The organism is Bradyrhizobium sp. (genome assembly GCF_035652035.1).
Classification (GTDB): Bacteria; Pseudomonadota; Alphaproteobacteria; order Rhizobiales; family Xanthobacteraceae; genus Bradyrhizobium.
Genome location: NZ_DASREO010000027.1, coordinates 1 through 15,013 on the forward strand (window position 1 = coordinate 1; position 15,013 = coordinate 15,013).

Annotated in this window: 10 protein-coding genes; 7 read left to right on the forward strand and 3 right to left on the reverse strand. The window is 63.0% G+C overall.

The features are described from left to right. Both VFB05_RS10170 and VFB05_RS10175 read left to right on the forward strand, forming a co-directional pair. Positions 1-1,546 (forward strand): porin (locus tag VFB05_RS10170; RefSeq protein WP_325011756.1); only part of this gene is annotated, 1,546 nt, incomplete at its 5' end. A gap of 1,692 nt (positions 1,547-3,238) precedes the next feature. Continuing rightward, entirely contained in the window at positions 3,239-4,003 is a 765-nt protein-coding gene (locus tag VFB05_RS10175; RefSeq protein ID WP_325011758.1) for an outer membrane protein, read from the forward strand. Between the two features lie 71 nt (positions 4,004-4,074). Here the strand turns inward: VFB05_RS10175 and terL are convergent, their stop codons facing one another. The 3 genes from terL to VFB05_RS10190 all read right to left on the reverse strand — a co-directional run bounded on the left by terL (position 4,075) and on the right by VFB05_RS10190 (position 7,375). Continuing rightward, positions 4,075-5,475 (reverse strand): phage terminase large subunit, encoded by a 1,401-nt coding sequence (gene terL / locus VFB05_RS10180; RefSeq protein WP_325011760.1) that lies wholly within the window; start codon positions 5,473-5,475, stop codon positions 4,075-4,077. Further along, positions 5,472-5,897, reverse strand: coding sequence for a DUF5681 domain-containing protein (locus tag VFB05_RS10185; protein ID WP_325011762.1), 426 nt, complete (start codon positions 5,895-5,897; stop codon positions 5,472-5,474). Before VFB05_RS10185 ends, terL begins: the two co-directional genes overlap by 4 nt. 785 nt (positions 5,898-6,682) lie before the next feature. Beyond that, complete coding sequence (locus VFB05_RS10190; protein ID WP_325011764.1) at positions 6,683-7,375, reverse strand: DUF1223 domain-containing protein; 693 nt, start codon at positions 7,373-7,375, stop codon at positions 6,683-6,685. Positions 7,376-7,704: 329 nt separating this feature from the next. On the opposite strand from VFB05_RS10190, the gene VFB05_RS10195 reads away from it, so the two are divergent. The 5 genes from VFB05_RS10195 (at position 7,705) to VFB05_RS10215 (ending at position 14,998) form a co-directional block, all read left to right on the forward strand. Continuing rightward, entirely contained in the window at positions 7,705-10,470 is a 2,766-nt protein-coding gene (locus tag VFB05_RS10195) for an ATP-binding protein (protein ID WP_325011765.1), read from the forward strand. A gap of 30 nt (positions 10,471-10,500) precedes the next feature. Beyond that, on the forward strand, positions 10,501-11,583 hold the full coding sequence (locus VFB05_RS10200; RefSeq protein ID WP_325011767.1) for a catalase: 1,083 nt from the start codon (positions 10,501-10,503) through the stop codon (positions 11,581-11,583). Continuing rightward, positions 11,583-12,293: a hypothetical protein gene (locus VFB05_RS10205; RefSeq protein ID WP_325011770.1), complete on the forward strand. Its 711-nt coding sequence runs from the start codon at positions 11,583-11,585 to the stop codon at positions 12,291-12,293. The genes VFB05_RS10200 and VFB05_RS10205 overlap by 1 nt, the downstream gene beginning before the upstream one ends. A gap of 3 nt (positions 12,294-12,296) precedes the next feature. Further along, entirely contained in the window at positions 12,297-13,709 is a 1,413-nt protein-coding gene (locus VFB05_RS10210; RefSeq protein WP_325011772.1) for a hypothetical protein, read from the forward strand. Positions 13,710-13,978: 269 nt separating this feature from the next. Continuing rightward, positions 13,979-14,998 carry a Gfo/Idh/MocA family oxidoreductase gene (locus VFB05_RS10215; RefSeq protein WP_325011774.1) on the forward strand — a complete coding sequence of 340 codons (1,020 nt, stop codon included), beginning with the start codon at positions 13,979-13,981 and terminating at the stop codon, positions 14,996-14,998. Positions 14,999-15,013 lie beyond the last annotated feature (15 nt).

Consider the following 15,013-nt stretch of genomic DNA (forward strand, 5'->3'; position numbering starts at 1 on the left):
GAAGTTGGTTAAGAGCCTTATGCTCGGCTCAGCGGCGGGTCTCGTCGTCATGAGCGGGGCACAGGCAGCCGACCTTCCCGTCAAGGCCAAAGCGGTCGAATACGTGAAGGTTTGCTCCCTGTATGGTGCCGGATTCTGGTACATCCCGGGCACCGATACGTGCATCAAGCTCGGCGGCTATCTGCGCGCCGACGTTGTCTTCAACGCAAACTCGGATGCGACCGGCGATTTCGCGGGTCAGGCTGGCGCGCGGAATCGGTTCACGAACTATTTCACCACTCGCGCTCGTCAAGACCTGAGCGTCGATACGCGCACCGCAACCGAATACGGTGTGGTTCGTACCTTCGCCGAGTTCACGCTGAGCTGGACGACGGACAGCTACTCACCGGGAGCAGCGGCTGGCTCGACGGTTTACTCGTCGATTGGAGGCGTGTCAGCGCCGAACAACGCTAACTCGGGCGCTGTCGCAGGCGGCACCCTCGGCGTCTACTACGCGTACATCCAGTTCGCCGGGTTCACCATCGGTAAGGCGATCTCGGAGTTCAGCATGCCCTGGACCAACTATCCGGGCAACAACTTCGACGGTCTCGTTGGCGGCGGCGGCGACGTCACTGGTGTCGATCAGTTGACCTATACCGCTCAGTTCGGCAACGGCGTCTATGCGGCGATCTCGCTGCAGGATCCGACCGCTTATTACCAGGCTGGCGTGAACAACCTGAGCGCCGGCGGCGCTTTCGGTGCCAGTAACTATGGTGGTACCGCGGCTCCCGACATCATCGGCACGGTCACGGTGGACCAGGCCTGGGGTCTGTTCAAGTTTTCGGCCGCAGCGCATGACAACCACGCCGCTTATTACGGCGCGAACGAGCTCACCGGACATCCCTCTGACAAGTGGGGCTTTGCGGTTCAGGCTGGCTTGACCATCAAGAACATCCCGACGGGCCCGGGCGACACGATCAACGTGTCGGGCGTGTATACGGATGGTGCGACCCGCTACAACATCCAGGATCTGGCTTCCCAGTACGGTGCGACCACCATCTTTGGCAGCACCAGCTTGCTTGGGGCCTATCAGAGCGTCGCGTTGGGTATCGCTCCCGACACGGTGTTCGCTGCGGGCACTTCGCAGCAGACGATCCAGACCTGGGGTATGCGCGGTGCGTTCAACCACAACTGGGATCCCTACTGGAGTTCCAGCTTGTACGGTGCGTTCGCTTCCGTTCACTACGGCAGCACGGCTTCGGCCCTCATCTGCAACAGCACGTCGCTGGGCCTCCCCGCTCTTGGCCTCTCGGCCTTGGCTGCGCCCGGCGGTACGATCACGGGCTGCAATCCGAACTACGACATCGCACAGCTCGGCTTCATCACCCGCTGGACTCCTGTCAAGAACCTGACCTTCTCGGCCGACGTGACCTGGAGCCACATCGACCAGAACATGACCGGCACGGCTCTCACCAGCTTCGCATCAGTCGGCAAGCCGACGGCCGTTTACGAGTTCAGGAATCAGGACAACGTGCAGCTCTTGACCCGCGTTCAGCGCAACTTCTGACCGAGGCCTCCTGACGGAGGATCTCAACGAGCCCCCGGCAGGCAACTGCCGGGGGTTTTTCTTTTGTGCCGAGCATGAACGACAGCTTGGAGGGTGCATTCTTGGCAGGGGAGTTGAGCCTCACCGTGCCGAAGTTTTCACACGGGTCGACGCGGCTGAGGGGCATCGAATCGGGTTGGTGCCACGTCTACGATTGGCATCTTGCAGTAGAGTGGCGCACCAGATACCGAATGTTTCAGACCATGTTTTTCCGAGTAACAGACCAGCTGCGATCAGCGCCGCCCACTGCGCCACGACGACGCTGAATGATTGGAGTCATGAAGAAGATGTACCATCGTTGTTGCCTTCTTGACCGCGACCTAGGCACTGTCGTTCATGTATCAGAGGCTAGAATATCGATGGTCCGCTCAGCCGCGAATGGTCGTAGAGACATTCGAGATGCACTCTCCTCGTCGCGGAGTCGGCTAGTTGCCTGAGAGCCAATTTCGAACAAGATAGAGGATTGGCTGAGTGGTCCAGCCGATCGTGATCACCGATTTCAGGCCGTCGTGATCACCCATTCCAGAGTTCGTGATCGCTATTTCCAGCGATCGTAATCGGGCACAACCAAGAGGTGCGCATCGCTGACAGTCTGCCACCGGGGTAGCTCGGTCTTTTGCCCAACCGCGGAGGATCGAGATGCCGACGGAGAGAAACTGCACGCGCCACATTCGCGAAGTTCTATGCCTGCACTACAGCGTCGGCATGTCGCAACGCGCCGTTGTATCGACGGCGCCGGTCGGGAAGGGCCCCGTTTCCATATAGACGGCTTCCATCAGGCGAGCGACCAGCGTGTTATCGGAACAGAGGCGGGCTGATCAGCTCGCGATGCACAAGCGTCCAGTCCGGATGCGGACGCTCGTCGCTGGACCGATCGGAAGGCGGCGGAAACGGGCGGTTCTCGAGCCGGACGTCAGGCCGGCGCGGGGGGCTCAGTTCACGTACTTGCTGACCGTGCATCGGGCCAGACCAAGGCTACGGTCAGCTCGATCTCAGCCTAGGGGATGTCAGCAAAGGCGCGCAGTGAGTTGGCAACTTCGCGCCATGCTCCCAGATCTGGCGTGTGCATCCGGAGAAATAAGCTAGTCACGCGCACGGCCGTCGAGGGCGGCAAAAACGAGAAGCGCCCGTATCCTTTCTCATATTGCCAAGCGATGACATTCCGCGCCGAAGTCGATTCAACTCTCCAGCTTTGTGCCCGCGTTGCGCGCGACAATGTGGGCGTTGCTGCTCGCGTCGAGCAACGGCCGACGATGGTTGGAGCTGATCGGGAGCATCTAGGCGCTGTATCTGGAGCGATGGGGTGCCGGGAGCCGCCAGAAGAGAGCAAGGAAGTATCGGGTCGTGAGCTGAGCTAAACCAGCGACCGATTTCCGACGCAAGGAACCTAGCGTCCGCTTTGCCCCGAATCCGATCGGTCGCGCCGCAGCCGCGAAATGACCCGATGGGCCAGAGGTGGGATGACGCAGAAAGCGTCAAAATCGCTTCCCGTGATGTCTCGCTCTCGCCACAGTTGAAAATCCCACCGTTGCAAGCGGGGCACAGTATTTCAGGACCAAACGAGGTACAAATCGCGTTGGAATTGAGCGTTTGCATCATTTTTTGGCGGTCGCGGCCGGATTTTTTTGGACGCGACAGGGATGGAGATCACGAATGAGGAAATTTTGGTTCGCGGCAGCCATGGGCTTCGCCGCATTCAGTGTGGCCGCTCCCGCCTCAGCGGCGGACCTGGCGGCGAAACCCTATGTCAAAGCGCCTCCCGCGCCGGTCGTTGCGGTTTATGACTGGACCGGTTTCTACATCGGGGCCAACGGCGGCTGGGCACAGAGCCATAGTTGCGTCGATTTCATCACGGCTCTCGGGACATTCGCGAGCGGTTGCGGTGATCGGTCCGGAGGGGTTGTCGGCGGCCAGATCGGCTATCGTTGGCAATTCAACCAGTTTGTGGTCGGTGTGGAAGGTCAGGGCGATTGGGCCGACCTCAAAAACACGCGCGTCAGTCTGTTCAATCCGACGCTCTCGACCACAGCAAAAACCGACGGCATCGGCCTAATCACTGGCCAACTGGGCTGGGCGTGGAACGCGGCCCTGCTGTACTTCAAGGGCGGCGCAGCTGTTACCGGCAATCGCCTTACCATATTCGACAACACCACCGGGGTCGGTCTGGTCTCAGCAGATAGCACGCGCTGGGGAGGCACAGTGGGCGTCGGCTTCGAATACGGCTTCAGCCCGGGCTGGTCGGTCGGTGTTGAATACGACCATCTGTTCATGGGCCACAACAACAACTCGTTCTCCGTCGTCGATCCGCGCCTTGCGGCCGTACTCAACGACCGGATCAGCCAGGACGTGGACATGGTCACCGTACGCTTTAACTACCGCTTCGGCGGCTGGGGAGCACCGGTCGCGGCCCGTTACTGATTCCCTACCACGAGCGACTTAAGCCCCGGGAGCCCCCTGGACTGCGCGGGGGGCTCACGTCCGGGCAATCATCAGACCCAATTCCAGGTCGAATCGAAACTCGTAGCTTCGAACGCCAGCGCTTGGGAGAGACTGTCCACCTGGTCATCATGGCGGCCGTGCGGGAAGCCCAGCAATTCCGACTCAAGCTCCGCCAGGAACGGAGCGGCGGTTGGAAACCACACCCGACCGGCGGCGAATTTGCCCTGTTGCACGTAAAGGCGGCCAATTTTGTCGCGCTGGACCTTGACCAGATTGACGACAAAATCGCCCCTCCTCCGGAACTCCTGCGCCAGAGCAGTGCCGGTCGATGCATCTTCGATCAGGATCTGGTAGGGCTGGAAACGACGGGCGAGCTCGATCGCCGTATCCTTGAGGAGCGGATATTCGAATCGATCTCGGACGACATCGAGAAGATAGTAATTGCCGTCGGCAACCAGCCAGGTCGTGCAGACCGACCAGTCATTCTTGGCGCCGTCCTTGGCGGCCACATCCCAGCTCTGGATCACCCGGCTGCCCGGAATGCGCGCCGGCGGTTGGTCGTAGTACCGCAGCCAAGTTCGCTTGATCATGGTGCCGCCGGCCGGAACGGGCTTTTGAAGATATTGTGCGAAGAACGTGTCGGGACCGAGGCTCTCCCGCAGCCTCTGCAGTGTATCGAGCGATTCGTGTGCCGGATGCAGCGCCTCGCCGACAGCGCGATTGTAGCTCTCATTTGGGCCGATCGGGACTTGTTCCTCCAGCTCGGCGATCGCAGGCAAGCTCAGCACCTGCCAATCGTTCGACGCGGCGGCGAGAAATCCGCACAGGTCGTCGATGTGGACGCGCTGCATGACGACAATGACCGCGCCGGTCTGCTTGTTGTCGAGGCGCGAGAGCAGGGTATTTGTCACCCATTGATTGAGGCTGCCGCGGCGTGCATCGGACTGCGCATCGGCGGGCTTCTGCGGGTCATCGACGATGATCAGGTCGCCCCCGAGTCCTGTCAATGTCCCGGCAACGGAGGTCGCCTTGCGAAACCCACGCTCGGTCGTGGTCACCTCACTTTCGGTGCTGCGCTCAATCTGCATTTTTGGAAATGCTCGCTGGTACCACGGCGAATGCACGATAGCGCGAAAGTCACTTGCATGCTTGCTCGAGAGCTGATCCCCATAGCTGATCGCGATGATGCGACGCCACGGCTCATGGCCCAATAAAAATGCCGGGAGCGCGACCGAGATCATGATCGATTTGAGATAACGTGGCGGCAGGTTGATGATAAGGCGGGTGAGCTCGCCGCGTCGAACCCGATCAAGCTGGTAAGCGATCGCCTTGATGTGCCAGTTCGGAAGGAAGCGGGCGCCAGGATTGAGATCGAGAAAACACCGATAGAGGAAAGTTACGAAATCCTGGCGCAGGATTGTGTCTGCGAGCGCGAGGTCCTGGTCGATCATTTGCCGTCTCCTCGCTTAAATTGCTCCTCCAGTTCTCGGGCGTAAAATTCCAAGACCTTCTTGTCGTTGCTATCGGGCACGGCGATTGCTGGCGGTTCGGACGACTCCGCGAGCATCTTGCGGTTGAGCAGAAAAGCCGCGAACTTCGGGTTGCCCAAGAGGGCGTCCTCGGCGAATCGGAGCAAAATGGCTTCGAGCAGACTCATGGTCCGTACCTTGCCGTCCTGGCGAACCTCGAATCTCCGGCTCAGAAGCTCGGCGATGATCGTCGCTTCGTTTTTCGCCCCCTTTGGGCGGCCGCGCGGGTTGCCGGATCGGCCAGGTTTGAATCGGTGTTCGACGGGTGGGCGGCCGTAGCCAACGTCAGGTCGCTTGGCAGGCGTGCGAGCGTGGTGCGCCCGCAACTCATTGCGGAGGGTCATCTTGCCCTCCCCAATTCCCTACAGGCCACGATAGATTTTTCGCTGCGCTTGTTGGGGCAACGGACCGTGGTTGGTATGGATCGAGCCGTCATGTTGCTGCTCCTTGTGAAAAGGGAGCCATACATATGCACCACGACCGGCGCGGGCGGTAAACTGAATTAAAAAGTTAAACAGAACAAGAAGATCGTGCCGAGGCCCTTCGCTTTGGGATTCTGAATCCCACGGCGATCAGCCCGTTGCGAAGCGTCTCAATGGAAATCGAGGTCGGGAAGGGCGCGTAATGCGGCATGAGATCGCCCGGCTTGAAATAGCATATCTCACACGGTCGTATGCCTGCCACATCAAGGTCGCGAAGCCGTTGATTCACGAGGTAGTGGGCCTGCTTGAGTCGAGGAATCAGCGAACAGAGGTGAGCATACTCCTGCGCCGAGCGATTATATCGATGTTCACCAAGCGACTGGAGCAGCAGGTCTATCGCGAGCTCTTCGAGGGGCCTTGCCGGACGATACATGGGGCGCTCTCCTTATCCATAGATAGGAGCGAAGCGCCGAATAGGCTATGCTCTCCTCGAGAGGCAGCCCGCTCCCGGAGTTCAGGGGAGCTGCAAAAGTCCCTGTTGCCATGAAGGCTTTCCCTCTTTCGTTAATTGATCAGTCCGTGATGACTTGAAGGAGGTGTTGAAATCGCGCGAATTCTCCTGCCGTTCTGCCACTTGGTGAGCGTGCGGGCGACAATTTCCCTGTAGTTTTGCCTGTTAGCAGGGAAATTGAATCCGCTTCCCTGTTTTAGCTGCCTGACAGCCGTGCCGCACCGACGATGCGTCCGTCCGGCGCCTCCAGGATGACCGCGACATCCTCGCCTTCGGGGAATTTCTCGCGCAAGGTCAGCGGCGATCCCCGCCAGTCGGCGATGCTGCGGACGGAGCGCACCACATTGGCTTCATCGAGCGTCCGTCCGCCATTCTCGCCGCGGCGAATCGGGGTGGTGTGGTCGTGATCGAAGCCGATCAGGAGCAGCCTGCCGCGGCCCTCGCCGGCGCCGACGTCGATTGAGACGCCATCCGCGGCCTTGGCCACGTGCAAGCTTGCTGCAGTCGTGCTCCGCCGCTTCGCAGCGTCGATCGCCGCGCCGACATCCTCCCGGTGCGAGCCGACATGGCTGGACGCGCCGTCGACCACGATCTCCGGCGTGTAGGAACCGTCGCCGAAGCGATGGCCGTAAACGTCCTGGCGGGAGGTCGCCTCGGCAAGCGAGAACGGGTCCTTCCAGCCGAGCCGGTCCCAATAGGTGACGTGGAACGCGAGTGGCAGCACGTCGGCGCGGCTCCGCGCCAGCTCATTGAGATAGGCGTTGGCGGGCGGGCAGGACGAGCAGCCTTGGGACGTGAAGAGTTCGACCACGACGGGCCGCTCGGCCGCGCTGGCGGCAGAGGCGGTTAGGCCCAGAACGGCCAATGCGGCAAGGTGACGATAGAACATGATGCCCTCCGAGGCGTCTTGTTGAGACAAATTTTCTCTGCATTGGAGGTTCGTGTGTTCCGGGCCGCCCGTTACCGCCGACGGGGAACACAAGGCCGTGAGAGCCGCAGTTCGGGGCCTGGGTCGCGGGCATGTCCCCAGGGAAGGGCACTTGGCCTCGGTGCGCACATTGCGGAGCCCGTTCATCTCACCTAGACTCGATAGCGCTTCTCTCGGGCGTATTCAGGGGTGGCGCCACCGGCCGGAACTCGGTCCGGTCATGCGGTCCCATGGTGAACTCGATTGAGAGAGCAGGGGGAAATCGGGACCAGTTCGTTGAACGCCTATCCATGAGCCAGGCCACGCCAACGGATTTTTCGTCCGACAACCGCGAACGAACCATTCTCACCACCGATATCGTCGGCTCGACTGCGCTGACGCGCCGCTATCCCAACGACATGATGGCGGCAATGGATCTGCACGACCAGATCCTGAATGCCGCGATCCGGCGCCATGCCGGCAATCCCTTCCGAAGCACCGGTGATGGCGTGCTCGCCTCGTTCGACCGTCCACTCGATGCGGTGCTCGCGGCCATCGAGGCGCAGCGCGAGATGCGCCATGTCAACTGGGGGCCGACCGGGCGGCTGCAGGTTCGCTTCGGCATCCACACCGGGCTCACGCGCGCGCGCGGCGAAACCGACTTCTTCGGCCCGGCGCTGCCGACCGCGACGCGGCTGCAGAGCGCCGCCAATGCCGACCAGATCCTGATCTCGGACGCAACGGTGCAGCGTCTGGCGAGCGACCTTTTGCAGACGCCGTTCCAGCTGGCTGATCTGGGCGAGCATCATTTCAAGGGCATCGAGCCGATCCGTGTCCACCAGGTCACCGCGGCCGACCTGCCCAACACTTTTCCGCCGATCGGCGGCAAGCGCGAGACGGCAAACGGCAACCTGCCGGCCAATCTCTCCTCGTTCCTCGGCCGCGAGCGTGAGCTCGACGAGCTTGCCGCGCTCGCATTGGAATCGCGCCTACTGACCCTGGTCGGCCCGGGCGGCATCGGCAAGACGCGGCTTGCGATCGAGTTTGCCCGCTCGCTCGAGCCGTCCTTCGCGGGAGGCGCCTGGCTGGTCGATCTGACCGCGCTGGAGCGCGACGGCGACGTCTGGCCGGCGATTGCGGACGCGCTCTTGATCCCGCCATCGCCCGGCGTGGAGCCGCGCATCCAGGTGCTGGAGCGCCTGCACGATGCGCGCGCGGTGCTGGTGATGGACAATTGCGAGCATGTGCTCGATCCGATCGCGGACGCCGTCACCGAGCTCGGCTCGGCCTGTGGCGAGGTGTTCCTGATCAACACCAGCCGGGGCACGCTCGGCATCGAGGGCGAGGCGGTGTACGAGGTCACCTCGCTCGATTCGCGCGCGCAGGATCGCTTCGGCCAGTCGGCGCCGGTGCGGCTCTTCATCGAGCGGGGCAGGTTGGCCAACCACCGCTTCCAGCCTGACGGCGACGACATCGCCAGGATCGCGCGGATCTGTGCCGGCGTCGATTGCATTCCGCTCGCGATCGAGATCGCCGCCGCGCAGCTGCGCCAGCGCAATCTCGACAGCATCGAGAGCGGCATCAACAAGCCGCTCGACCTCGCAGCCGGCGGCTTCCGCCGCCGCGTCGGCCGCCATCGCACCCTGCGCAACACGCTCGAATGGTCTTACGATCTGCTCGATCCCAACAGCCGCAAGGTCTTGCAGCGCATGTCGGTGCTGTCGGGCTCGTTCCATGAGGAGCAGCTGCTTGCGATCTGCGCCGGCGACATGGCAAGCGAGTTCGACGTGCTGCGCGGGATCGACGAATTGATCGAGACCTCGCTGCTCGGCCGCGATACCGCCAACCTGCGGCGGCTGCGCATGCTGCAGACGGTGCAGGCCTTCGGCCGCGAGAAGCTCGAGGAGACCGGGCTGCTCGAGACCGTGGAAATGCGGCATGCCGAGGTCTATGCCGCGCGGGCGAAGAAGCTTGGCGAGCAGATCGCGACCATGCATGAGAGCAAGGCGGCGAACGCGATCTATGACGACATGCCGAATTTGCGCGCCGCCTTCGACCGCGCCCTCGCGCGCGATCTCAAGCTCGCCGCCGAACTCGCCGCGCCGCTGTTCCTGTTCAACTATTGGCATCGCGGCGCCGAGACCGGCAATTGGTATGAGCGCATCATGGCGCGACCCGCCGCCGACAGGCTTTCGCAGGCGCCGATCCTGCTCGCGGCCGCGGCCGGACACGCCTTTCATGATGAGGGGGATCAGGCCAAGGCCAACGCCTTCATTGCACGGGGCCTCGCGGCGGAGGCCGCCGGTCTGGAATCAGCCAAGGGATGGCTGTCGCACGTGCTGGGCCAGATGGCGCAATGGTCCGGCGACCCCAAGGCCTGCGGCAAGAACCTCACGGCCGCGATCGCGGAGGCCCGTGCGGCCGGCAACGTGCCTTGCGAGGTGATGTCGCTCTGCATGATCGCCAACCTGAAAGCGCGCACCGGCGATCCGGACGGAGCAGCCGAAGCCGTTCGCCAGGCCAGCGAGATAGGGCAGGGGCAGGCGGTGCTGCCGCCGACCCTGATGGGCTACATCCATTATGCCCGCGGCGGCGTTGCTGCGGACTACAACGTCGCAATCGACGAGTTCGAGACCACCGCCGAATGGGCCAAGATGGCGGGCAACCATCTGGGCGCGCAGCGGGTCAAGCAGCTGATTGCCGACCTCAAGGCGGCGCATGCCCCGCCGGAACAGGCCTTCGACATCTATATCCAGTCCCTGATGGAGCTGCCGAGCCACGGCACCACGTTCTACACCTGGCTCACCATCCGCTCCCTGGTGCTGCCCCTTGCGGCGCTCGGCGCCTATGAGCAACTGGCCGTGCTGGCCGGGGCGCTCAAGGTTTCGCCCTTGAAACTCGACCGCGCGGCGCGCGAAGCCGTCACAAAAGCGAGGGACAACCTGGGAGATGTTGCATTTGAAACTGCAGCCGAACGTGGATCAACCTTTGACCCCACGGAAGCGCGCAGGTACATCATAGAGGCGTGGCGGCGCATGACCGCCAATCGGACGAAGACGGACGCGGCGAAGCCTTGAAGAGGTGGTCGTCCGTCCTGGGGAGGGGGCATGGACGATACACCTTCTGCTCAAACATCCGCCGCGCAACATCCGACAGCCCAAAACAACGCAGCGCCAGACCCTTCGGCGAGCGATCTCGTCCAGGCCATCATTGACGACTTTCCCGATCACAAGCCGGGGACGCGGCCGATCCACACCATCGGGGTTGGTGTTGAAGGTTATTTTGAAGCTTCAGATGTGGCGCGAAGCTATTGTCGCGCTGAGCATTTCGGCGGGCAGCGGGTGCCGGTTTCGGTGCGCTTCTCCAACGGCTCGGGCAGTCCGGTGCAGCACGACGGATGGAACGACGTGCGCGGCATGGCGACGCGCTTTCATTTACAGAATGGAGCGACCGACCTGATCGCCATGACGCTGAACGGCTTCTTCGTGCGGACGACGAAGGAGTTCATCGCGTTCACCACGGCGGCGCGGCAGCGGCCGGTCAGGAAGGCTTCACCCTGGCAGAAGCTCCTGGACATGCTGCAGCTCAAGCCGCCGCTGCCCGATCCCCATCCCGGGCAAACCGCAAGCGGCGATGCCGGCACGCTGGAATATGCCAATGCGCATCCCGTCGCCCAGCTCGCCGTGTTCCAGGCGGGGTCGATCGGGGCGCCGGTCAGCTATTGCCGCGCCGCCTATCACGCCGTCCACACCTTCATCGTGACGGACCCGGACGGGGTGCGCCGCCCGGTCCGCTTTGCCTGGAAGCCGGTTGCGGGCGTGCGCAACACCGATCCCACCCTGCCGCCGGTCGACAATTATCTTCAAGCCGAGATCCGCGAGCGCCTCAAGCAATGGCCGGCGCGGTTTCTTCTGATGATGACCATCGGCGAGAGCGGCGACGCGTTCGACGATCCCACCGTGCCGTGGCCGGCCCACCGCGTGCGGGTGGTGATGGGCACGCTGACCTTGACCAAGGTCGCCGAGGATCAGGCGGCGGCAGCCGAGCACATCAGCTTCAATCCATGGCGGCTGGTCGACGGCATCGAGCCGTCCAACGATCCGATCCTGCTGGCCCGCCGCGACGCCTATGAGGAGTCGCGCAAGCGGCGCGGCGGCACGGCGTGCCCCTTCTCACATGGAGCGCAGTAATGGCCGGGCTTGCCGAGTGGTTCGAGCGATTTGTCGACCAGCTTCCGAACACGCGCATCATGCAGTTCGTGGCAGCGTATGTCCTGGTGCCGTTTTGGGCCTGGCGCACGCCGGTGAAGCCGCAGGCGGGCGGCCCGCATTATTCGGTGCAGCCGGGCGACAATGTGCAGCACATGATGAACCTGATCATGCCGCTGAAGGACAAGTCGGCGGTCGGCCGCGCCAAGGCGGCGCTGGCGATTGCCGCCAACAAGGACGAGATCTATGCTGGCCTCGACAATGTCGGCACCGTGCATTTCGCCCGCTTTGTCATAGTCGGCGACAATATCTGCATGTTCTCCGTCTATGACGGCGACTTCACCAATTACATCCGCGATTTCATCGCCACCATCGGCAGCGTGTTCGATGCCGTGGTGGGCCTGGTCGAGGGCGGCGAGGACGTCATCCCCTCCGAAAGCAATGTCGAGAAGTTCATCGACTGGGTGCACGCCCACGACCTTTACCAGGTCTCGGACCAGGCCACCGACCTGTTCCGGGACATCGAGGCGGTCAGCGGTGCGACCGAAATTACGAGGGATCTCAGGCTGTTGCCGCGGGATTTGATCCTGCAGCTTCATGTCAACCCCAATGTCTCGCTGGGCAGCGGGTATCGCGCCTATCCCGGCTATTCGGTGGCCGAGGTCCGCAAGCAATTCGGGATCGGATGGTAAGCCATGTTCGACGTTGCTGACGTGCAGGGAAACATCCTGCGAGGCTACCGCCAGCCGCGGGTGCGGCATCTCATTCTGTCCGTCGCCGACGTGACGGAGGCGCGTGCCTGGCTCGGCGCCACGGTCTCGGGCAGTGGCGGCGTGCCGCAGGTGACCTCGCAGGCGCCCTGGGATGAAAAGCCGGCGACCTGTTTCGACATCGGCCTGACCTTCGAGGGCTTGCGGGCGCTGGGCGTTTCAAGCGCTTCGCTTGCGAGCTTCCCGACCGAGTTCGTGGAGGGCATGACCGCGCGGGCGCTCAAGCTCGGCGATATCGGTGACAGTTCGCCAGAGCATTGGCCATCGCCATTCGACAAGCCTGATGACATTCACCTGATCGTCTCGCTCTATGGCAGGGAGACGGCCGATCTCGACCGCCTCCAGGGTCAGGCCTTGCAGCACGCGCGCACCTTCCGCCTGCTCGGCACGCGCGACGGCGACAATTTCAACGGCGACTATGTGCATTTCGGCTATCGCGACAATATCTCCCAGCCGCGCTTTGCCGAGATCCATGATCCCGCCGACTATCCCGATCCACAGCCCATGGCGCCGATCGGCACCGTGCTGCTCGGTTATCCCAACAATTTCGAGGGCCTGTTCTGGCGCGTGCCAGATCCGGTCGCGCTCGGCCGCAACGGCTCGTTCAACGCCTTCCGCGTGCTGGCGCAGGACGTCGTCGGCTTTGAGAATTATTTGACCGAGGCGGCGAAATATCTGCTGACGCAAAAGGGCGTCGACGAGTTGCTGCCGGAGGGCGACGAAGCCAGGATCGGCGAGGGGTTGTCGCGCGAGGGCGCGCTGCGCGAGATCGTGGCGGCGCAGATGTGCGGCCGCTGGCGCAACGGCGTGCCGCTGGCACTCTCGCCCGACACGCCCAATCCACAGCCGCCGCTGCCCGTGAAGGAGTTCAACAACTTCGATTACCCCGCGGCATCCGGCTGTCCCTACAGCTCGCATGTCCGCCGCTCCAACCCGCGTAACGCGCAGATCGTCCAGCGCGTGGCCAACAACAGCCGTCGCCTGGTCCGGCGCGGCATGCCCTATGGCCCACCTTACGATCCCGCAACGCCCGACGCGGCAGATAGCCCGGAGCGCGGGCTGCTCGGCAATTTCATCGGTGCGAGCCTCGGCGCACAGTTCGAGGCGATGTGCACCGACTGGGTCAATGTCGGCTTGCAGGATCCGCGCGTCACCGGCTCCAATGATCCCCTGATCGGTGCCAATGCGCCGGAGACCAGCTGGTTCGATCTCGTGCTCAAATCGGGCACCACGTTCCGCCTGCGCACGCTGCCGCGCTTTGTTCGCGCAAGGGGCGGAGCCTACACCTTCTTGCCGAGCATTACGGCGATCCGCTACCTCGGTTCGCTCGGCAAATAGCGCCACGCCAGGGTTGAATCGGGAGGTAACGGAATCGGGCATAAAATGCCGTGCGTGTGCGCACGGCGCACGCGTTTTTGCCTAAATTCCGCGCCAATTCGCGGAGAACGCAGGCTATTCGAATCGCAGAGGAATTCTCGATTTGCGCCTGTAATCGTTTGAATCAAATCGTGTCCGGTTAAAGCTTTCTGCATTCGCCACATGTGTGACGACGTGTTAGGAAGCCGTCGGGGTTGGTTCGGGTGACGCGACCATTGGGGGTTGAAGGTATGAGTTCCAGGGGGACCGGATCAGACATGAAGATCGCACCGAAGCGGTCGCTTCGCGTTGGCGTCATCGGCGCCGGCGTGATGGGCACCAATCACGCCCGCGTGCTCGCGGGCTTGCCCGACACCAGCCTCGTCGGCGTGGTCGATCCGTTGCCGGCGCATCGTTCGCGCGCCGCCGATCTCACCAATTGCCGCACCTTCACCGGGCTGGATGAGCTGATCGCCGAGGGCGTCGATGCCGTCAGCATCGCCGCGCCCACCCATCTGCATCACGAGCTCGCGCTCGCCTGCATCGAGAAGAAGATTCATGTCCTGGTCGAGAAGCCGATCGCCTCGACGGTCGAGGAGGGGCGCGAGATCGTCGCCGCTGCGCAAGCGTCCGACGTGACCTTGATGATCGGCCATGTCGAGCGCTTCAACCCGGCGGTTGCCGCCATCAAGCACGCGATCGCGGGCGAGGACATTCTCTCCATCGGCATCACCCGGGTCGGGCCGTTCCCGCCACGCATGTCCAATGTCGGCGTGGTCATTGATCTGGCCGTGCACGACATCGATCTGATTCGCTGGTTCACCGAATCCGACATTGTCGAGGTGCAGCCGCAGCTCTCCAGTGCTGTCGCCGAGCGTGAGGATATCGCGCTCTTGCAGTTCCGCACCGCCAACGGCGTGCTCGCCCACATCAACACCAACTGGCTGACGCCGTTCAAGGCGCGCAACGTCACCGTTGCGACCCGCGGCAAATATGTCATGGGCGACCTCTTGACCCGCCAGGTCACCGAATGTTTCGGCTTCAAGCCCGACGGCAGCTATTCCATGCGTCATCTGCCCGTCGGCCATGACGAGCCGCTGCGCGCCGAGCTGATCGCCTTCCTGCACGCGGTGCGCACCGGCGGTGTGCCTGCGGTCACCGGCGACGAGGGCGTCGCCAGCCTTGAGATCGCCACGCGCTGCCTGGAAAGCTCGCCCAAGCCCGCGGCCGCGCCGACCTCCCGCAAGGGGCCGCGTCGCGTGGTCGGCTAGCTTCACCCATGTCGA